This is a genomic window from Actinocrinis sp., from assembly GCF_035938995.1.
Taxonomy (GTDB): domain Bacteria; phylum Actinomycetota; class Actinomycetes; order Streptomycetales; family Catenulisporaceae; genus DASZGI01.
On the sequence record NZ_DASZGI010000147.1, the window covers coordinates 1 to 21,186 of the forward strand.

The 21,186-nt window shown below is 73.2% G+C and carries 14 protein-coding genes; all 14 read right to left on the minus strand.

Annotation, left to right across the window (positions count from 1 at the left end; all coding sequences use genetic code 11):
• Window positions 1–1,101: alpha/beta hydrolase (locus VGZ32_RS10160; protein ID WP_326885660.1), on the minus strand; the 1,101-nt coding region annotated here is incomplete at its 3' end.
• Between the two features lie 15 nt (window positions 1,102–1,116).
• Window positions 1,117–2,349 (minus strand): cytochrome P450, encoded by a 1,233-nt coding sequence (locus VGZ32_RS10165; protein WP_326885661.1) that lies wholly within the window; start codon window positions 2,347–2,349, stop codon window positions 1,117–1,119.
• On the minus strand, window positions 2,346–3,641 hold the full coding sequence (locus VGZ32_RS10170) for an FAD-dependent monooxygenase (RefSeq protein WP_326885663.1): 1,296 nt from the start codon (window positions 3,639–3,641) through the stop codon (window positions 2,346–2,348). The genes VGZ32_RS10165 and VGZ32_RS10170 overlap by 4 nt, the downstream gene beginning before the upstream one ends.
• Window positions 3,642–3,731: 90 nt before the next feature.
• Window positions 3,732–6,347: an AfsR/SARP family transcriptional regulator gene (locus tag VGZ32_RS10175; RefSeq protein ID WP_326885664.1), complete on the minus strand. Its 2,616-nt coding sequence runs from the start codon at window positions 6,345–6,347 to the stop codon at window positions 3,732–3,734.
• Window positions 6,348–6,411: 64 nt separating this feature from the next.
• Window positions 6,412–7,443, minus strand: a complete 1,032-nt coding sequence (locus tag VGZ32_RS10180) for an AfsA-related hotdog domain-containing protein (RefSeq protein WP_326885665.1) — start codon at window positions 7,441–7,443, stop codon at window positions 6,412–6,414.
• Window positions 7,444–7,679: 236 nt separating this feature from the next.
• Window positions 7,680–8,510 (minus strand): 4'-phosphopantetheinyl transferase family protein, encoded by an 831-nt coding sequence (locus VGZ32_RS10185; RefSeq protein ID WP_349263555.1) that lies wholly within the window; start codon window positions 8,508–8,510, stop codon window positions 7,680–7,682.
• 87 nt (window positions 8,511–8,597) lie between these two features.
• The gene (locus VGZ32_RS10190; RefSeq protein ID WP_326885721.1) at window positions 8,598–9,620 is read right to left on the minus strand and encodes a 3-oxoacyl-ACP synthase III family protein; all 1,023 of its coding nucleotides are present in this window, start codon (window positions 9,618–9,620) and stop codon (window positions 8,598–8,600) included.
• A 40-nt stretch (window positions 9,621–9,660) separates the two neighbouring features.
• Entirely contained in the window at window positions 9,661–12,690 is a 3,030-nt protein-coding gene (locus tag VGZ32_RS10195; protein WP_326885667.1) for a type I polyketide synthase, read from the minus strand.
• A complete protein-coding gene (locus VGZ32_RS10200) occupies window positions 12,690–13,010 on the minus strand; it encodes an acyl carrier protein (protein WP_326885668.1) in 321 nt (106 codons plus the stop codon). The genes VGZ32_RS10195 and VGZ32_RS10200 overlap by 1 nt, the downstream gene beginning before the upstream one ends.
• Window positions 13,011–13,160: 150 nt before the next feature.
• Complete coding sequence (locus VGZ32_RS10205) at window positions 13,161–14,930, minus strand: acyl-CoA dehydrogenase family protein (RefSeq protein ID WP_326885669.1); 1,770 nt, start codon at window positions 14,928–14,930, stop codon at window positions 13,161–13,163.
• Entirely contained in the window at window positions 14,924–16,792 is a 1,869-nt protein-coding gene (locus tag VGZ32_RS10210; RefSeq protein ID WP_326885670.1) for an acyl-CoA dehydrogenase family protein, read from the minus strand. The genes VGZ32_RS10205 and VGZ32_RS10210 overlap by 7 nt, the downstream gene beginning before the upstream one ends.
• A 1-nt stretch (window position 16,793) precedes the next feature.
• The gene (locus VGZ32_RS10215) at window positions 16,794–18,647 is read right to left on the minus strand and encodes a fatty acyl-AMP ligase (RefSeq protein WP_326885671.1); all 1,854 of its coding nucleotides are present in this window, start codon (window positions 18,645–18,647) and stop codon (window positions 16,794–16,796) included.
• Between the two features lie 183 nt (window positions 18,648–18,830).
• A complete protein-coding gene (locus VGZ32_RS10220) occupies window positions 18,831–19,082 on the minus strand; it encodes a DUF6059 family protein (protein WP_326885672.1) in 252 nt (83 codons plus the stop codon).
• A 26-nt stretch (window positions 19,083–19,108) separates the two neighbouring features.
• Entirely contained in the window at window positions 19,109–21,067 is a 1,959-nt protein-coding gene (locus tag VGZ32_RS10225; protein WP_326885673.1) for an HAD-IIIC family phosphatase, read from the minus strand.
• Window positions 21,068–21,186: the final 119 nt, after the last annotated feature.

A 21,186-nucleotide genomic window follows, 5' to 3' on the forward strand; every position in this document is an offset into this window, starting at 1 on the left:
CCTCGGCGGGAGACTGCTGAGGAACCCGCCGACGGCTTCGCGCGCCCGCAGCACCGCGAGTGCGGTGTTCGCGATGCGCAGCACCCGGGCGTTGGTCCCCTGCGTGCTCAGCATGGAGCGGATGATCCACATCCTCAGCAGCGCCGCATGGTTCGGCGCGCCGTGCACGTCGTCGAACTCGAGGACGTCGGCGCCGCGCACCGACTCGGCGAGCAGCCGCGGGTCCGCGGCCGGGATAATCTCGTCCCGGCGGCTGGCCACGTAGTACACCGGGATGTCCAGCGCGCGCAGTTCATCGTCGCTGAGCGCCCACGCGGGCAAGCTGTCTACGAGTTCGGATTCGTCCAACCCGGTCAGGTGGGTCAGCGTGGCGCGGGTGATCTGCGGCATGGCGCGGTACGCCGCCGGGTCGGTGAACAGGTGCCGCACCGGCGCCCCGACCGTCGCGATGCCGCGGATCCGCGGGTCGTTCACGGCGCAGCGCAGCGCCAGGTGGCCGCTGAAGCTCAGGGCGAGCGCGAACGTCCGCTCCGCGTCGGCACGGTCGGCGACCGCGTCGAGCAGCGCGCTCACCGTCTTCCAGCTCTCCGCGGTGTACTGCTGGGCGTTCTCGCCGACACCGGGCATCTCGGCGACCAGCCCGGCCAGGCCGAGCGCTGGAAGCTTGGTGAGCAGTGGGGCCCACTGCTCCTTGATACTCACGATCCCGCCCATCGCCAGCACCAGCGGCCGCGGCCGGTCGGCGCTTAGCCCGGCGGCCCAGCAGCGCACCGGGCCCTGCGGCGTGTCGACTGTCAGCGGCTCAAGGTCGCGCTGGGCCAGCGCCCACCGGGTGAAGGCGTCGACGCACTTGCGCAGCGCCGCCTGCTTCGCCGGGCTGTCGGGGTAAGGGAATCGGGCGAGGTTGTAGTACCGGCAGGCGTCCAGGTCGCGGCCGACCGCCGCGAACTGCGCGGCCGCATTCGACCACTGCGCCACCCAAGAACCCGGGCCCTCACCGTCGTCGACGATGTCGGCGCACAGCGCGTGGTACCGGCGCACCGGGATCTCCTGCGCCTGCGCGTGCAGGAGACCGAAGCTCTTGATCTCAGAGATCTGCATGGTCAGCTCCCTCTCTCACCAGGCCACCGGCAGCGAGGCGACCCCGTGCACGAGGCGCCCGGCCGCGCGCGGTGCCGACGCCCCGGCGTCGACCGCGCGCAACTCGGGGAACCGGGCGAACAACGACGTCAGCGCGATGTCCAGCTCCGCGCGGGCGAGCGCGGAACCGACGCAGTAGTGGGCACCGTGACCGTACGTCAGATGCGGGTTTGCCGGACGGTCCGGCCGCGGCTCGTCCGCCCCGTCGAACCGGTCCTCGTCCCGGTTGGCGGAGCCGAGCGACGGAAGTACCGCCGAGCCCGCCGGAACGAGGGTGTCGCCGAGCATCACGTCCTCGACGGCGATCCGCAGCAGAGCCTCGTCGCCCGGCGGGTAAAGCCGCGTCAGCTCCTCGACCGCACGTTGTGCCGTGTCCGGCGCGCTCAGCAGCCCGCGCAGTTCCCGATGCCTGGTCAGCAGCGCGAACACGCAGTTCGACAACTGATTCGCGGTGGTCTCGTGCCCGGCGACCAGGAGGCTGACACCCAGGAATACGAGTTCTTCCTCGTCCAGGCTGCCGTCATCCTGGTCGTGCACGCCCACCAGCGCGGACAACAAGTCCTCGGCGGGGTTGGCGCGCTTACCCGCCACCAGCCCGGTCATGTACTCCCGCAGCGCGGCCTGCGCGGCGAGCACCTCGACGGCGGGCAACTCGCTGGTCGAGAGGAACGCGGCGGACCAGCCGGAGAACAGCTCGCGGTCCGCCGCCGGCACGCCCAACAGCTCGCAGATGATGGCCACCGGCAGCGGGAAGGCGAACTGCGGCACCAGGTCGACCGGGGGACCGGCCTGCTCCATCGCGTCCAACAGTTCGTCGGTCCGCTCCTGGATCCGCGGCCGCAGCGCGGCGACCCGCCGCGCGGTGAACTCCCGCGAGACCAGCCGGCGCACCCGGCTGTGCTCCGGCGGGTCCATGTTGAGCAGGCTCTTGAACCGCTGCGGCGCCTTGCCGAGCCGGGGGGCGCCGGGCTCCAGGGTGGCCGCGCGGCTGAAGCGCGGGTCGGAGAGTACTGTGCGCACTTCGTCGTAGGTGCAGACCAGGTAGCCCTGGTCGCCGCTGGGCATCGTCACCGACGCGACCGGGCAGGTCGCGCGTAGCCGGGCGTAGTCGGGGCTCGGGTCGAGGGCGGACGGCCGGTGGAAGGGATACGCCGGAACGCTGGCGGCTGCGGTCACGTCGGTCACACCGGCAGTGGTTTGGTCGGTCAAGGTCGCACCTGCGCGCTTTCGGCTGGTCGCTGGGTGGCGTCCGCCGGGGGCAGCAGGTCGAGCCGCTGTCCGCCGGAGAGCACCGCGTGCTGGAGGCTGTAGTAGATGCCTGTCATGAGGCGGCGACGCACCCGGTCGGACCGGTTGATCACCCGGTACACCGAGCGGCGCGCGGCGACCGCGACCGGGCTGGACAGCGCGAAAGCCTTCTCCTGGCGCAGCTGCAACCCGCGGGAGAACTCGACCGACGGCTCGCGCCGCCGCTGGAACTCACGGCTCGCCGCGTCGAGGGCTTGAGCGACGTCGGCCGCGTTGAAGGCGTCTGCGACCAGCGGGGCGAGCACCACAGCGTCGAGCAGCGCGTGATGCACGCCAAGCCCGAGGATCGGCGTCAGGGTGTGCGCCGCGTCGCCGATGAGCACCAGTCCCGGGGCCGACCAGGCGGGCACGGTGGTGCTGAAGATCTCAAGCGCGGACGTGCCGGACCAGTCGGGCAGGTACGTGTGCACCGTCTCGGCGAGTTCCGGGGCGAGCTCGGCGACCCGGGTGTGCAGGGCGCCGATGCCCTGGCTGCGCAGCGTACGCAGCTCGCCTTTCAGGATATTGAGACCGACACGCAGCTGGTCGGGCACGGTGGGGATGAACACGCCGTGCGCGCCGCGCAGCAAACGCACCTGGTACGCCTGCCCGTCCCAGAAGTCCGGCCGCGGCACCTTGAACCAGATGAAGTCCCGTTCAAGCGGCACTTTCGCGGCGGCGAGCGCTGCCATCTCGCGCAGCTTGCTGTATCTCCCGTCGGCGGCCACCGTCAGCGCCGCGCGGACCTGAGCGGGCCCGTCCTGCTCGCCCGCGCAGCGCACCCCGATCACGCGTCCGCCGTCGTCGCGCAGAAGGTCTGTCACCGTCCGCCCGCTCAACAGCCTGAATCCGGGCAGCGCGACCGCCTGCTCGTGGATCGCGGACAGCAGCGGCGGCTGCGGGATCTCGCGCGGATACTTGCTCGGCCAAGCCGCGGTCGAGAAGTCGGTGCTCAGCACCACCTTCCCGGCGTCGCGGATCTCGACCCGGCGGGTGACCAGGCTCTCCTCGCGCAGCCGGTCCAGCAGGCCGAGCCGGTCGAGCAGCCACACCGCGTCCGGCGAGATCGCCTCGCCGCGGAACGAGCGCTCGAAGCCGTTCTTCTGCTCGACGACCGTCACCCGGCGGCCCCGCTTGGCCAGTTCGAGGCCCAGCAGCAGGCCGGCCGGGCCGCCGCCGGCGACGCAGACGTCTGTCTCTTCGGGCTCTGCCACGGCCCCTCCCTTCTGATCGGGCCGGACAGGACGACGATCCGTGCGGCCGCTAAAGCGCTTCTTGCCGGTGGTCCCGGCCGGCGGCCTGCGTCAGTCGACGTCCCCGCCGACCACCCAGATGCCCGGGCGGGCCTCCACAGCGGCCGGCACCCACGGGGCCTGCACGTCGGACCACTGGCCCGCGTGCTCGAGCACCCACGCCTTGGTGCGCCGGGCGAACTGGCTCCAGCGGTGGTCGCCGAGCCGGTCGGCCCGGTCGCCGAACGCGGTGAACGCTTCCAGCGCCGGCTCGGCCCGACCGGACTGGAGTTCGACCACGGCCAGGCCGCGCAGCGCGTCCGCCAGCCCACGGTCGTCCCCGGCCGCCGCGCACTCCTCCAGCGCGTCCCCGTACACCTTCCCGGCGCGCGCCGACTCGCCCTCGCTGAGGGTGACGTCGCCCACGCCGATCAGGCACCGGGCCGCGCCCACCGGCTCGACCGCGGAGAGGAACAGCGTGCGGGCGTCCTCGAAGTACCGCACGGCCTGCCGGCACCGCTGCTGCTGCCAGGCCAGGGTGCCCAGCGACCGCAGCACCTCCGCCTCGGCCGCGGCGTCGCCGTCGCGGCGGGCCGCCTCCAAGGCCAGCTCGTGCGTCACGGCCCAGTCGTCCCACGCCGCGCGCGTCTCGACATACCCGGACAGACGCTCAGTGATCTTCCATACCTGTGGCCAGAGCCCCGCGCCGTGCGCTCGGCGGACGGTGTCCACGAGCACCGGGCTCTCGGCCTGGAACCACTCCACCGCGTTCGCTTCCGCCGCCTCGCCGGCCTGCCCGAGGCTGCGCGGGTCGACCGACGCGTCGTCGAGCCCGTATTGGATCCGGCCGGGGGTGAGGCGGGCGTCGGCACGCCGGGACACGGCGAGACAGGCCTCGGACAGCCGCTCGATCGCCGACACCGTCTCGGCCGGCTCCTGCGCGGCGAGCAGATCCAGCGCCAGCGCCCGCATCAGCCGGTGGTAGCCGTAGCGCGGAGCCTGGTCCTTCTGTCCCGGGCGCGCCTCGACCAGGTACGACTGCACCAGCTGTTCGAGCATCCGCTCGGTCTCGCCGGGCGTCGTGCCCAGCAGCGCCGTCGCGGTCCACAGGCTGAAACCGGCCAGCGGCGCCAGCGCGAGCATCCGGAACGCCCGGCGCTGCGCCGGGTCCGCGTCCCGGTAGCCGACCAGCAGGCTGGCGCGCACGTCCAGGTCGCCGGCGACCAGCTCGGCCAGGCCGGTGGTCTCGTCCTCGAGCCGCTGGGCCAGCATCGCGGCGGTCCAGTGCGGCCGGGCGGCCAGCCCGGCGCCCGCGGCACGCAGCCCGAGCGGCAGGTACCCGCACAGCCGGGCGATGTCGAGGGCGGCGGCCGGGTCGTCGTCGAACTGCGGCCCGGCGATCTCCCGCAGCAGCAGCTCGGCCTCACCCGGCTTCAGCACGTCCAGCACCTGGTGGCGCACCCCGTCGAGCCCGGCCAGCGGCCGCCGCGAGGTGATGACGGCGAACGTGGCGGGGATCGCCGCGAGCAGCGGCCGCACCTGCTCCTCGGACGCGACGTCGTCGAGGATCACCATCAGCCGGCGCTGGCGCACCAGGCGGTGCAGCCGGTCGGTCGGGTCCTCGTCCGCGGCCGCGGGCGTCTGCTCGAGCCGGTTGGCCAGCTTGGCCATCGCCTCGCGGCCGTCGAGCGGCGCGCCGTGCGCGTCGCGCAGGTGGACCAGCACGCTGCCGTGCGGGAACCGGTCGGCGGCGCGCCAGGCGAGCTTGACCGCGAAGGCGGTCTTGCCGACCCCGGTCGGGCCGCTGATCACCAGGGCCCGGGTGGTCGAGCGGCCCTTCGCGTCGGGGATCGCGCGCAGCGCCGCCGCCATCGCGTCGTCCCGGCCGACGAAGTCCGGCAGGGCGGGCGGCGGCGAGGCGACCGGGGCGGCCGGCTCGGCCCGGGCGGTGCCGGGCTCGCGCCAGGCCAGGTTCGGGTCGGAGCGCAGAATCCGCTCGTGCAGGGTGCGCAGGCCGGGGCCCGGCTCGATGCCCAGGTCCTCGACCAGCGCGCCGCGGGCCTTGGCGAACGTGCGCAGCGCGTCGGACTGGCGGCCTGAACGGAAGAGGGCGACCATCAGGTGCGCGTACAGCGTCTCGCGCAACGGATGCTCGGTGATCAGGGCCATGAGCTCGCCGGTGAGCTCCTTGTGCCGGCCCAGGCGCAAGTCCGCGGTGATGCGCTGCTCCAGCGCGGACATCCGCAGCTCCTCGAGACGCACGGCCGTGCTCGAAAGCGTGTAGCCGTGCGGGATCCCCGAAAGCGCCGCGCCTGTCCATAGGCCGAGCCCCTCGCGCAGAAGCGTCGCCGCCTCGGCGAAATTGCCGCTCTCATATGCGGCTTTACCGCGCTGATGCAGGGACTCGAACTGGATGAGGTCGATCTCGTCGTCCTTCGCCCGCAGCATGTACCCCGGGGGCACGGTGAACAGACGCTGGCCGAGCGGTCCGGCCGGCGGATCGCCCTCCGCGAGCAGCCGCCGTAGCTGCGAGACGTACACCTGAAGTGTCGTCCCTGCTGTGCGTGGTGGCGCGTTGTCCCACAGCTCGTCGATCAGGCACTCGGTGGAGACGGTCTCGTTCGCACGCGCCAACAGCACCGCCAGCACCACACGCACCTTCGCGGCGGTCGGTGTCCGCGGTTCCATCGCAACCGGTCCGAGAATGTGAAATCTCACTTTGCCCTCCCCCTCGCCTGTCGGCAGTCTGGGGTTAATAGTCCTGAATTACCTCCACCGTCACGGTCGCCAGCTCGCGGGCGCCCTGCGAGAACGTCAGGGCGACCGGGAAGACCCGGCGTCCGGCGGCGTCCCGGCGGAGTTCCTCGGCGCGCAGGGTGCACATGAGCGGAAGATCGATCTCTGCGAAGCCCTGGAACCGGGCGGCCCAGCCGCCCAGCGCGCAGGACGAGGCCGAGAAGCCGTGCAGCTCCCCGGCCGCGAGTATGGCCAGCTGGCGGGATGCCTCGAGCAGCACGGTCGAGGGCACGTGGTCGGTGGCGCTCGCGGTGAACACCGGGTGCGCGGGCTGCGCCACGACCTGGACGCGCAGCCGCCCGCTGTCGTCTGGCACCGGCGTGCCGATGACGACGTTGCGCGGGTCGGAGCGGCCGACCGCCTCCGCCGACGGCCGGTCGTCGACCGCCGGGACGGAATAGCCGTTGACGCCGTTGCCGCGGCTGGCCGCCCGCCCGCGGGCCCGGTGGTTGTGGTAGACCTTCGGCATCAGGAACACGGTGCGCGCCTTCGCGTCACCGCACCGCACCCCGTCGATCGACAGCCGCGCCTCGCAGGTCAGCCCGCGCGGCACGCCGTTGATCACGTCGACCGGGTGCAGGATCATGTCCACCGAGATGTACGAGGGCTCGGTCCCGCGCCGCCAGGCCTCCAGATCGGTGGCCACCGCCTCGGTGGAGGCCAGCACCACCGGCCGCGACGCCGGCACCCGGAAGTACTGGTGCGCGACGAACAGGACCGACTCGCGCATCGCCTCGATCGGGTAGTGCAGGTCGTGGAAGATCCCGGGCCCGTCGTTGAACAGCGGATGGTGCTCCGGGAGCCGGGCGGAGAGGGTGAACTCCTGGGCGACCGGCGCGGCGGTGCCGAGCATGACGCTCTCCGCGCTGCCGGGCCGGTGCAGCAAGTGATGGCCCAGCCCGGGCGGCGCCGCGGCGGGCGCGAGCAACTCGGGCTGGCGCGCCCTCGGCAGGCGCGCGTACTCCTTAGCGGAGGTATCGGTCGACAAGGCGTCTCCTTCGCACGGTTCCACGCCGGAGAAGCCCTGACCGACAGCGACGTTCACGCCCGTTGACGACAGACCGCTTTTCCTAGTCCGCCCGTAGGACGTGTGGGCCGGCGGTGCAGGAGCCTCCCCATGGCTCTGCACCGATACTCGCAGAGGGCTGTCAAGTCTCGTCCAAGCTCCGACCAAGGTCACGCTGGGTGCCGTCTCTGGCGTCCGGGCTGGTCGCGGCGGGCGGGTCACCAGTCGTCTCCGGAGTCGTCCGCATACGGATCGTCAGCACCCAGCGCCTCGGTCAGCGCGTCCACCAAGCCGGGGTCCAGCATGGTGTCCGCGGCCGTGTCCTCGGTCCCGCCGAAGCCCCGGTCGCCGACCGCGGCGCTGACCACGTACTCGCCGCCGATGGTGTAGGTGCGGAACTCCCACTCGGCCCCGGTGCCCTCCTCGCCGTCCGGGCGGAAGAGCGTCGCGCGGCCGGAGGCGCCGGCGAAGCCGAAGTCGGTGAAGCGGAACTGCATGCCTTGGCCGATCGCCTTGCTGTACGCCTCCTTGAGCGTCCAGATCCGGATCAGCTTGTCGTTGCGGTCCTCCGGCGGCAGTTCCTCCAGCATGCGGGCCTCGTGCGGGGTGCACACGTGCTTGCCGAGACCGCGCTGGTACATCAGACGGTCGGCCCGCTCCGCGTCCACGCCGATGACCCCGCGCGTGGTCACCCCGATCAACAGCAGTTCGTCGGTGTGGCTGAGGCTGATGTCGACGGCGTCGTAGCCGCGCAGGTATGGGCGTCCGGTGGGGCCGTAGCAGAGCTCGATGGCGTGCGCTGGAACCTTGAGGACCGCGGCCGCGGCGTACTTGAGCAGCACGCGCGATGCGGCGTACCGCGCCCGCACCTCGGGGTTCGTCAGCTCCAGGTACCGGGCCCAGTCGCGGCCGAGGAGCGCGCGCAGCCGCGGCGCCCCCGCCTGGTCCGGCCGCCAGTCGCGCAGCAGGGCGTACAGCAGAGCGGCACCGTACGTGTTGAGATCGTCGACGACCCGGTCCCACGCCCCGTTCGGCCCGGAAATCCTGATCAGCTCGCCGAAGCCGGGCGCGGACGCCAGCCCTCTGCCGCCTGTCGCGCCGGGCCGCACGGCCCACTCCTCGCCGGTCGTCATGCGTCAGACCGCCTCAAGGGCGAAGCCGGCTTTGATCCACTTGCTCGACTCGACGGCCGCGGCCAGCGCCCGCTGCCCCGGGGCGATCACGTCGGCGAGCCGTTCGAGCTGGAAGAAAGGTAGGGCGTTGCCGGTGTTGCCGGTGTCCGCGACACAGGAGATCTCCTTGGCGCCCGGCAGGCCGAGCCCTTCGACGATGCGCGCGGTCATCCGCCCCGACAGCTGCGGCGGCAGGAGGAAGTCCAGGCGCCCGGCATCCCAGCCCAGGTCGTCGATCATCTCCCAGACGATCTCCGCGGCCAGCGTGGGCACCAACTGCTCCACTGCCTTGTAGTCCTCCGCCACGGCCGCCCGCCCGTCTTCCCGGCCGCGGTCGGCCGCACCGAACCACTCCACGGTCTGGCCCGGGTCAAGGCCGGTGCCGATCAACCGATTGAGCACGTGGCTCAGCAGGAGCCTGCGCCCCTCGGGCTCGGCGCTGAGCACCGCGGCGCCCGCGCCGTCGCCGAAGAGCACGTAGTTCACCAGTTCCGCCGGGCCGGCCCCGGACGGGCCGAGGCTGACGTCCAGGTGCTTGGTGCTGACGTCGCCGCCGAGGACCAACCCGGTGCGGTACCGGCCGCACTGGATGAGGCTTCGCGCGACATCGAGGGCTTGCACGGCGCCGGCGCAGCCGGACTGCAGCTGGTAGGTGGGCAGCTGGTTGAGGCCGAGCCGGTCGGCGACCAGGTTGACGGTGGCCGGCATCAGGGCGTCCGGCGTCGCGGTGGCCAGCACGGCGAACTCGATCCGCGCCGGGTCCACGGCGCAGTCGCCGAGGGCCCGTTCGGCGGCCTGCGCGCACAGATCGGCCAGCGACCAGCGGATCTCGCCGGTCTGCGGGTCGCGCGCGAAGTGCCGCGTCCTGGTGCCGATGAACTGCTCGATCCACTCCCGGTTGACGCCCAGCGCCCCGGCCAGTGCCTCGTTGTCCACCGGCGGCCCCGGCAGGCGGGTGCCGATTCCCGCCACGTATACCTCCGGCATTGCCACCGCGTCGCTCCTTTCGGTCGGATGGCGGGCGCGGTCAGACCGCTTCGGGTGCGCGGTTTTCAGATGCCCGGCCCGCGGCCCGCGCGCAGTGCGCCCGCAGGTACCCGGCCAGATCGCCGACCGTGGACATGGCGGTGAGCAGATCGTGGGTGGTCAGCTCGCGCACCGGGGTCAGCCGGACGTCGATCAGATCCTTGAGCTGCATCGCCATCAGCGAGTCGAAGCCGAGGTCCTCGTAGAACCGGGAGCGGTGCGAGATCCGCCCCGGCGCGTAGTCGCCGACCTGGCAGATCGCCGCGACCACGGTGTACCAGACCTCGTCGTCGTCCGGGTCCCGGCCGGCCTGCGGGGACTGCGCCTCGACCCGGTCGCCGCGCCACTCGGCGGCGTCCGCGCTGAGCTGGTCGCCGGCGTCGAGCCGCACCGCGGTGACCGGTTTGCGGTCCCAGTAGCGGTCGACGTCGGAGAACTTGTACGCGGCCAGCCGGTGGCCCTGCGCGCGCTCCGCCGCCGTGTACAGCGCGGGCCACGCCGGGTCGACGCCCAGCCGGAAGAGCTCCGCGACGACCGCGGACAGCGCCCGCCCGCCGCTCTCGGCGGTCGGCACCGGATGCAGCGTGCGCACCCGGCGCGGCCCGACCCGCTGGATCTGCGGGCTGAGCACCGGCTTGGCCCCGAGCTCGACCAGCACGGTCGGCCGCCCGGTGGCGAGCAGCCGCACCGCCGCCTCGGCGAAGCGGACCGGACGCAGCAGGTGGTCGACCCAGTAGCCGGCGTCCATCGGCTCGTTCTCCAGCAGCCGGCCGCGCACGGTCGAGTAGACCGGCAGGCGCGGCACGCCCCCGCCCACCTGCTCGGCCACCGCCGTGAAACGCTCGATGATCGGCTCCATCAGCGGGGAGTGTGCGGCGTGCGGCACCTCCAGCCGCCGAGTGCGCACGCCTCGGCTGGCCAGCTCGGCGGCGATGCGGTCCAGCGCGTCGCGGCGTCCGCTCAGCACGGTCTCCGCGGGTCCGTTCACCGCCCCCACCACGACCGCGGGCTCGCCGTCCAGCAGCGCGGTCAGATCCGCTTCAGCGGCGCGCACCGCGAGCATCCCGCCGACCGCCGGCAGCTCGTCCATCAGCACGCCGCGGGCCGCCACCAGGCGCGCCGCGCCCTCCAGCGGGAAGACCCCGGCCAGGCAGGCGGCGGCATACTCGCCGAGGCTGTGGCCCAGCAGGTGGGCCGGCTCGACGCCAAGCTCGGTGAACACGGCGGCTTGGGCGTATCCGACCACGAACAGGGCCGGCTGGGCGAAGCGGGCCTGCGCGATCCGCGGGTCCGCGGTGGCGATCAGGTCGAGCACGGACCGGCCGACGAAGGGCCGCAGCGCCTCGTCCACCTGCCGCAGATGCCTGCGATACAGCGGGGCGTCCCGCAGCAGCCCGGCGGTCATGCCCGGGAACTGCGTGCCCTGACCGCCGAACAGGAAGCCGACGCACGGGCGGTTCTTCGGCCGCGCGGTGCCTGAGGCGAGCAGCGACGGGTCCTCGGCGGCCGCCCGCAGCGCCGCGGCCAGCTCCTGCGCGTCCCGCGCGGGCACCGCGTACCGGTACCGGTGGCCGGTCTTGACCTCGTTGCTGGCCCAGCACAGGCCGCCGATCGGCCCGCGGTGCCGGTCCGCGGCGGCCGCCTGGGCGAGCAGGTTGGTGCGCAGCCCGCTCGGCGAGGGCGCGGTCAGGGTGAAGACCCCGGTGCCGACGCCCTCCTCCGTCTCGGCCGCGCCCGCCGGGGTGGCGGCGGGCCGGGTCGGGACCGGGGCGGAGGCCAGGATCGCGTGGGCGTTCGTGCCGCCGAGGCCGAAGCTGCTGACCCCCGCCACGGATCCGCCGGCCGGCAGCCGCAGCGGCGCCTTGATCAGCCGCAGGCCCCGCTCGGGCAGGCGCAGCTGCGGGTCCTCGCGCACCGCGAAGCGGCTGGTCGGCACGAACCGGTGGTGCAGCGCGAGCGCGACCTTGATCAGCGCGGCGATCCCGGAGGCGCCCTCGGCGTGCCCGATGTTGCCCTTGACCGAGCCCATCGGCAGCGGCTTGCCGGCGCGGCCGCCGTGCAGGTCGCCGAGCGCGTTCGCCTCGATCCGGTCGCCGAGCCGGGTGCCGGTGCCGTGCGCCTCGAGGAAGTCCACGTCGTGCGGGTGCACCCCGGCCCGCCGGCAGGCCGCCGCGATGACGTCCCGCTGCGACCATCGGTTCGGCGCGGTGATCCCGTTGCTGCGCCCGTCCTGGTTGACCGCCGTGCCGCGGATGACCGCGTACACCCGCTGGCCGTCCGCCAGCGCGTTCTCCAGCCGGCGCAGCACGAGCACGCCGACGCCCTCGGCCCGGCCGATCCCGTCCGCCTCGGCGCTGAACGGCTTGCAGCGGCCGTCCGGCGCGGACAGCCCGGCCTGGGTGTAGAAGATGCTCAGCGCCGGGGTCGCGGCGATGTTGACGCCCGCCGCCAGCGCGTAGTCGCACTCCTCGGACAGCAGCGCGTTGCAGGCCAGGTGCACCGCGACGAGCGAGGACGAGCACGCGGTGTCCACCGCCATGCTCGGCCCCTTCAGATCGAGGTGGTACGAGATCCGGTTGGCCGTCATGCAGTAGCCGTTGCCGGAGACGGCCTGCGTCGTCATCCGGGCGTAGTCGAAGGTGGACAGCTGCGCCCACTCGTTGCCCATGATCCCGATGAACACCCCGGCCCCGGTGCCGGCCAGCCGCTGCGGCGCGATGCCGGCGTCCTCGACCGCCCGCCACGCGGTCTGCAGCAGCAGCCGCTGCTGCGGGTCCATCGCGGCGGCCTCGCGCGGGGAGATGGTGAAGAACTCGTTGTCGAACGCGTCCGCGTCGGCGATGAACCCGCCGCGCGTGGTGTTGCTGAAACCCCGTTCCCCGTCCGCCCGGTAGAAGTCCCGGGCGTTCCAGCGGTACTCGGGTACCTCGTCGATCGCGTCCCCGCCGCGCACCAGCAGATCCCAGAAGCCCGATGGATCCGCGGCGCCGGGGAAGCGGCAGTCCATCCCGACGATGGCGATCGGCCCCATCAGTGCCGCCCGGCCACTGCGCCCAACCGGTCGAGCACGTGCTCGGCGAACGCCGCCGCGGTCGGGTAGTCCCAGGCCGCGGTCGGGTCGAGGACCAGGTCGAAGTCCTCCTCGACGTCGCCGCAGAGGCTCAGCGCGGCGACCGAGTCCAGGCCGTAGGAGGCCAGCGGCTCGGCCGGGTCGATCCCCCGCGGGTCGCGCCGCAGGTACACCGCGACCCGCGCGATGAGCCAGTCGGTGAGCGATTCGAGGGTGGGCGCTGGCGCATCGGCCGAAGCCGCGGGCGCGCCGGTCGCCGGGGCGGGCGGCTGGAGCTTCATGGTCGGGACTCCTCGCTTCTCGAACCGGAGCGGAGCTCCGGCGGCTGCCGGCGTCCACCGGTGAGGTGTATCAAGCTGTTGAATTCTGGGCCGTGCCGGGCTCGACCTGTGCCGGTCTCAAACTGTGTCGATCTCAAAGCTGTGCCTATCTCAAACCGTGAGGCGGGCGTCGTAGAGGTCGTAGCTGCGCTGCTCGCGGAACCGGCGCAGCACCTCTTCCTGCACCCGCTCGGCGCAGGAGGGCGGCACCTCGGGCAGCTTCTGGCCCAGCCGCCGGGCCAGCCGGTAGAGCGCCTCGACGGTCCACGACGGGTCCGCCAGGAACGCGTCGGCCCCGTTCCTCGCCTCGTACCAGACCCCGAGGACGGCCGCCGCGGCCAGCAGCACCGTGTACCGGTCCGCCAGCGCGAAGCTCGCCGGGCTCGCCAGCGCGGTGCGGTCCTTGGGGGACAGCTCCAGCGCCTCCTCCTGAAGCTGCCGCAGCTCGTCCATCATCCGCAGCGCGAAGCCCTGCACCACCCGCTCCGTCGGCGTGGAGCTGGGCAGGTCCTCCACCATCGCGACCAGGGACGCGCTGAGCGAGTCCCGGCCACTGGCGAGGCTGAGCCGGTCGACCGGCGCGAGCGGGAGGTCGGCGCGCGGCCGGAACAGCTCGGCCGGGGCCGGGCCGTCGATGAACCAGGAGCGGCGGGCCAGCCGGGACAGCTGCGGGATGATCGTGGCCTGACAGGCCGCCGAGCCGGCGTGGCCGAGCGAGAGCACCGGCAGGTCGCGCACGTGCTTCTGGAAGATCCCGAACTCGCCCTCGCGCACGTAGAACCGGGCCCCCAGGACGATGGACAGCTCGTACATCGCCTCGTTGAGGATCTTCGGCACCAGGTACTTGACCGCCGCGGAGTACACGCTGGTCTCCTCCGGCAGCAGGTGCACCGCCCGGGTCCCGGCCAGCGACAGGCAGTCGCAGATCAGCAGGTCGAGGAACGCCGCGGCCAGGGTGATGCGGGCCTGCGGCAGCTGCATCACCGCGCCGCGGTACAGTTCCCGCCCCACGGCGAACCGCACCGCGGTGCGCAGCCCGGAGTCGGCCGCGCCGATCGCCATGCCCGGCACCGCGCTGCGGGTCACCTGGAACGAGCGCAGCGCCAGCTCCACCCCCTGCCCGGGCTCGCCGACCAGCGCCGACTCGGGCACCGGGTGGTCGTCGAACTCCAGGCCGGCCAGGTGGCAGCCGCGCACGCCCACCGCCGTGTACCGGGGCAGCGTGCGCCACCGCGCCGGGTCCAGCTCGGAGCGGCGCACCATCAGCACCGAGTGGCTGCGGCTGCCGGGCACCGGGGAGGTGCGGCAGAACAGGCTCAGCACCTCGGCCCGGTCGGCGTTGTTGATCACTTCCTTCGCCCCGCGCAGCCGGAAGCCGCCCGGCGCGCGCTCGGCGGCGAACTCGTTGCGCACGAAGTCGTTGCCGTGCGCCAGCTCGTGGTACGCGACCGCCGCCTTCTCGCCGCGCAGCAGCGCGGCCGCCAGCTCCCGCTGCTGCCGCGGCGAACCCGAAGTCCACACGCCGATCGCGGCCATGAAGGACGTGGCGCCGTAGCCGAGGCCCAGGGTGACGTCGCGCCGGAACACCGACCGCATCACCCGCGCCAGCGTGTCGAGCCGGTCGAGCCGGCCGCCGAGCTGCACCGGCACGAAGTCCGCGTTCAGCCCGACCTCGTCCAGCAGCGCCTCGCCGGCCTCGCTGATCTCGGCGGCCTCGTCGGCCTCCAGCAGCGCGTGCACACCGGTCGGGTTGTCCGGGTCGTAGGGATCGCCGAAGCCCCGCTCGAGCTGTTCGACCCGGGCCTGCGCCGCCGCCTCCTGCGCGGTCTCGGCCTCCGGCTCCACAACGGTCGTCGTCTGGGTCGTGGTCTCGCTCAACATGGTGTGCCCCCGGCTCTCGCTCGACGGTCGGTGGTCGGTCCGGCGAGTGCGAGCGGCAGCAGCGAGAACAGCTCGCCGCGGTCGCGCGCCGCGCACAGGTGGTTCAGAAGTCGCTCGTAGGCCGCCGCGGCCCCGGTGTCCGGAACCCGCCGCGGCCCGCGGAGCTTGGTGAGCACCCGGTCCAGCGCCGCGTGCAGCCAGGTGCCGTCGTGCCACAGGTGGCGCGCCGTTCCGGCCCCGGCCTGCGCCTCCGCGTCGCGGTTGCGCGCCCACAACCCGAGGCACGCCGCCCCCGCGAAGCAGAGGGCGTACTTGCGGGCCAGCTCGAAGGCCCGCGGCTCGGCCGCGGGCACCGGGTCGCGCCGCCCGGCGATCTCGGCGTGGACCCGCTCGGCGGATTCGCACAGCAGTTCCGCCGCCGCGAGCGCACCACGCAATGACCCCGGCAGCGACCCCGGCTCCCCGCCGCCGGTCTCACTGCGGGCCGCGGCCTCGCGCAGCACGCCGACGGAGTCGGGCAGCGAGGCCAGCACGCCGCTTCCGGTCCGCGCGATCAGCGACAGCCGCTCGGGTGCGAACGCGGGCAGCGCGTCGCCCAAGCTGAACGCCGCCGCCGCGCCCCCGGCGTCCCCGCCGCCGCGGGCGTAGGCCCGGCCCAGCACGCCGAACTGGCTGATCAGGGAGCTGAGATTGACCTGGGTGTTCCCGTCGAAGATCCCGACCACGCGGTGGTCCCGGTCGATCTTCTGGATCATGCCGCGGGCGTAGACCTCCTTGAGGAACGCCCGGGCGCCGACCTGCCGCGACAGCCGCGCGATCAGCGCGTCGGTCTCGGTCGGGACCAGGTACTTGACCACCGCCGAGACCACGCTCAGCTCCTCGGTCAGGGTGTGCACGGCGCGCGCGGCGGTGACCGCCAGCGCCTCGGCCATCAGCAGATCCGCGGCGCTCGCCGCCAGCGCCGCCCGGGTCTTGGGCAGCTCGATGAGCCGGTGCCCGTACAGGACGCGCTCGCGGACGAAGTCGAGGGCGAGCGTCAGCGCGTGGTCGCCGGCGCCCAGGGACAGCGCCGAGCACAGGATCCGGGTCAGTTGCAGTGCCTTGAGCACCGTCTCCAGGCCGCTGCCGGGCGCCCCCACGAGCGCCTCGCCGGACACGAGCGCCCCGTCGAAGGAGATGCCGCTGATGTCCGCGCCGCGTATGCCGTGGGTGCGCACCTTGTCCAGGCAGCGGTAGCTGTCCGCGGCCAGCTCGCGCTTGTCCACCAGCAGGACGCTGAATCCGCGCGGCCCGCCGTCGGGCTCGGTGCGCGTGAGCAGCGTCAGCAGGTCGCCCCGCGTGGCGTTGTTGATCAGCCACTTCTCGCCGGTGACGCGGTAGTGCGCGCCGTCCCGGTCTCCGGCCACCTCGCCGGCCAGCAGGTCGCTGCCGTGCCCGCGCTCGGTCAGGCCGAGGCTGACCAGCCGGCCCGCGCGGATCTGCGCGCCGAGCCGCTCGGCCTGCTCCCGCGTGCCGGCCACCCACACGCAGGCCGCGCCCAGGTACGTCTTGCCGTGGCCGATCGCGACGGTCAGGTCGCGCCGGGCCAGCGCCCGCATCAGCTGGACCATCTGCTCGTAGTCGTCCAGCCGGCCGCCGAACTGCGCCGGCACGTAGTACTCCGGCACGCCCCACGCGTCGAGCCCGCGGCAGATCTCCGCCGGGAACTCCTCGCGCTCGTCCAGGGCGATGCAGCGGGCGTAGGAGAAGACCGTGCCCGCGTCCGCCGGATCGCCGAGATACTCCTCGACCCGTTCGGCCAGTCGGTATCGCGTCCGGCCCTGCTTCTCCCCGTTCCGGCCCGCGCCGTCCAGCCCGACCATCTCAGCTCACCGGTTCCGGAGCCGAGCGGCGCCCGGGGGAGCGTGCGGGCCGCAGCAGCGCGGCCACGTCTCGGTTCAGCACCGCGTGCACCGGGGTGACGCCCCCGGCCAGGAACAGCTCGCGCATGACGGTCCGCCGGATCTTCCCGCTGGTGGTCCGGTGCACCCCGCCCGGTCGCACCAGTACCACGTTCTCGACCGGCACGGCGAACTCGCGGCCGACCATGCGCTGCACCTGGGCGGCCAGCACCATGGGATCCACGTCCGCGCCGCGCACCCGCGCCTCGTGCACGATCACCAGCTGCTCGCGGCCGGTGTCCACGCTGAACACCGCGCCGGAGCCGTCCAGCGCCGGGTCCACCTCGCGCACCGCCCGCTCGATGTCGTGCGGGTAGAGGTTGCGGCCGTTGATCAGGATCATCTCCTTGAGCCGCCCGGTGACGAACAGCTCCCCGTCGCGCACCGCCCCGAGGTCCCCGGTGCGCAGCCAGCCCTCGTCATCCGACGCTGCGTCATCTGGCACCGCGCTCTCTGACACCGCGCTCTCTGACACAGCGTCCGGCCCCTCGTCCCGGCGCAGCGCGCCCCGGAACGCGACCCGGGTCGCCTCAGAGTTCTCCCAGTAGCCGGCGCACACGCTGTCGCCCCGGACCCAGATCTCGCCGATCCGCCCCTCGGGCACCTCGGCCAGCTCGTCCGGGTCGACGATGCGCACCTGGAAGTCCTCGCTCAGCACGCCGCTGCTGACCAGCGTGCGCGACGGCACGCCGGGTCCGGCGTCGGTCAGGCCGCCGCGCTCGAGGGCGGCGGCGTTCACCGCGCGCCGCGCGGGGACGCGTCCCCGCGGCTTGCCGGTGATCAGCAGCGTCGTCTCGGCCATGCCGTAGCAGGGGAAGAACTGCTCCGCTCGGAACCCGGCCGGCGCGAACCGCTCGGCGAAGGCGTCGAGGGTCTCGGCCCGGATCGGCTCGGCGCCGTTGCAGGCCACCGTCCAGCGCGACAGGTCGAGGCCGGCCATCTGCTCGTCGGTGATCCGGCGGGCGCACAGGTCGTAGGCGAAGTTCGGGCCCCCACCGACTTCGATGCCGTATTCGTCGATCATGCGCAGCCAGCGGACCGGGCGCTTGAGGAAGGAGATCGGCGACATCAGCACGCCGCAGCTGCCCAGGTAGAGCGGGTGCAGCACATGCCCGATCAAGCCCATGTCGTGATAGAAGGGCAGCCAGCCGCCGACCCGCGAGTCGCTCGTGCTCCCGGTCGCGCGCTGGATCGTGGCCTGATTCGCCAGCAGGTTCCCGTGGGTGACCATCACGCCGCGGGGCCGGCTGGTCGAGCCGGAGGTGTACTGGAGGAAGGCGAGGCGGTCGCGCTCCAGCCCGGGGTCACGCCACGCGTCCGCGTCGGCGAACCCGGGAGTGTCCGCGGCCAGCACCGGGATCCGGGGCAGCCCCTCGTCGTCGAGCCAGATGCGCACCTTGGCCTCGGTGGCGGCGTTGGTGAGCACGGCGCAGACGTCTGCGTCGCGCACGATCGCGGAGACCCGGCTGAAGTGCTGGCCCTGCTCTGTGGGCAGCGGCGCGGGAACGGCGACGGCCCCGGCGTACAGGCAGCCGAGGAAGGCCTTGATGAAGTCGACGCCTGAGGGGAACAGGACGAGCACCTGGCGGCCGGACGCCTTGCGCTCCTGGAGCCAGGCGGCGACCTCCTTCGCGGCGGATTCGAGTTCTGCGTAGGACAGCCGCGTGGTCTCCGACCCGGCGATCGTGTCGCTCAGGTAGACGAAGGCGTCCCGTGCCGCGTTCTCGGCGCAACGCGCCTGGACGAGTTCCGTGTAGCTGCGGAAGCTCGCGCGCATGGCTTTCTCACCTCGTTTTTCCGCGGGCATGCGCCCAGCCGGGGAGACGGGACTTTGATGAGAATGGATCCGGTGACTTAAGGCGGTCTTGCGCCCGAGGTGCGCGGTTGTATTCGCCCTGTTGTCAATCGAACAACAGCAGCGCGGTTTAATCCCCTTGACAGCGGCGCGGTTCGGGGCTCTTCAACGACCCCCGCGGATCAGCTGGGACCACAACGTGGACTCCTCGGCGGACAGCGGCACGCCCCAGGTGATCCGCTCCGGATGGCCCGGCGGCAGCATGGGCGGGCGGCTGCTCTGGCGCAGCAGGGAGACCAGTTCCGGCGAGAGCGGCCGGCTGCGGCCGGTCAGCCCGGCCACCAGCGCCCTGGAGTATCCGCGCAGCCGGACGCGCCACGTACGGTGCCGTGCGCTGCGCAGCCGTGTGGGTTCCATCCGCCTCGCCTACCCTCCCTCTCCGCCTACTCTGGGAAATCCGCCTCGAGCCGCAGATGGCCGGGGACCGCGGGCAGCTCGGCCAGATCGTGCCGGAAGACGAGCACCTCCACGTCGTCCGCCTCACCGCAGCGGGGGCCGAGCGTCGCCGGGAAGGCCGGGACGAAGCCGAGCGACGGCCAGAAGTCGCGGACCCGGTGGTTCTTCGCGGAAGGCTCATATTCGGCCCAGACCGGGCCGAGGCCCGCCGCACGGGCGTGCGCGAGCAGCGCGGCGACCGCCGCCTGCTCGATCCCGCGGCTGAACACGCGGCAGCTCAGCAGCATGTTGTCGATCCGCAGCCCGTCGTCCGCGGCCTTGGCGAACAGCGCCCCCACGACCCCGTTGTCGCCGAACCGGTCGGCGGACCTGATGCAGAGCGCGTAGTTTCCGGGCGTGCGCGTCCACGACGCCACGTCCGCGGGACTGAGCCGCCGGGTGGTCAGGTTGAACTGGTTGGCGCGCAGCGTGATCTGGGAGACCCGGGCCACATCGCCCTCGCCGACCGGCGAGACGGCGACCCGCACGTCGAGTCGGCGCAGATACTCCTCGTACGAGCCGGCGCCGTCCTGCAGATCCCGCCGCGCGGCCTCGGTGCGGTACTGCTCGGTGCGGCCCCGGTCCTCCGCGGTGAGTTCGAGCACGTCGAACCAGCCGTCCGCGAGCAGCTTCCCGATGTGCTCGGCCGGCTCGTCGTCGAGCCGGACCACCGCCACCGCGGGCAGGCTCGCCGCCACCAGCTCGGTCTCGAACGCCGAGTCGTCGGCGAACACGAACGCGTCCGCACCCAGGCCGAGCCGGTCGGCGATCTCGCGCAGGTTCGCGTCCTTGGGGTCCCAGTTCGCGTTGATCCGCGCGAAGTCCTCCTCGCGCAGCACCATGTCAGGGTGCTCACGCAGCACCCGCAGGACCGGCTCCAGGTCGTTCTTGCTGCTGACCGCGAGCAGCACGCCCTGCGAGCCGAGCTGCTTGACCACCTGCTGGAAGCCGCCGAACGCCTCGCCGCGGAATGTGGTGGCGGCGTGGATGCCCTCGGGACCGTCGTCGCCGAGAATGCCGTCCCACAGCGTGTTGTCCAGGTCGACCGCGAGCACCTTCTTGGACATGCCGCGCAGCGCCCGCGCCAAGTGGGACACCTCGCGCGCGTACCGGGCCAAGAGCTCGTCGCCCAGGTGCGCCTTGGCGTAGACGGCGGTGCGCGGATCGCCGACCGGGCCGCCGGCCGCGATCAGCGGGTCGAGGTCGAGCACGACCACCCGCTCGTGCCGCGCGGACAGGTCGAGCAGCCCCGCGTTGAACGAGCGCCACGCCGCGCCGAGCGCGGCCCGCGACTTGAGGTCGATCAGCTGGTGGGTGTGCGTGTGCTGCAACGGCACGGTGTTGAGCACCAGCGTCGCCGAACCCTCACGCGCGTACCGCCCGGCCAGCGCGTCCAGGCGGGCCAGCGTCTCGCGCGCGGCGAGCCCGACGTCCTCGACCCGCCACGTCTCGGGCAGATCGTCGAAGACCACCTGCGCGTCGAGGATCACCAGGGCCAGGTCGAGGCCGGGCGCGTACAGGGGACTGTCGGGCGAACCGAGCTCGCGCAGATAGCCGTCGAAGTCGCCGAGCTCGGCGTCGAGCACCAGCCGGTGCCGCGCCAGCTCGGCGGTCAGCGATGGTACGACCGCGGCGACCGTGGAGTGGCCGGCCACCGCCGCCCTGATCCGGCCGAGCCCCGGGCCGTGGCGCAGCGCCTCGTCCGCGTCCACCCGGGACAGCAGCCGCCCGGCGCGGGCCAGGTCGGTCAGCGGGTCCGGTCCGGCGGCGATCTCGGCGAGCAGCGGGGCCACCGACCCGTACCGCTCGGCGAGCGACCCAGAGCGGGCCACCTCCCGCAGCCGGCTCAGCGCGTCCGCGGGCTCGTCCGTCGCGGTGTGCTCCAGGACGTACGACGCAGTGGTCACCGCTCGCTTCCCTCCTCGATCGGCTCGCTGTGTTTATTGAGGCGCTCCGAATTCGGCCGGGGCGGCTACCGGGCGGTTGCCGGCGGGCGGCGCAGGCTCGCGACCCGATCCGCGATCGG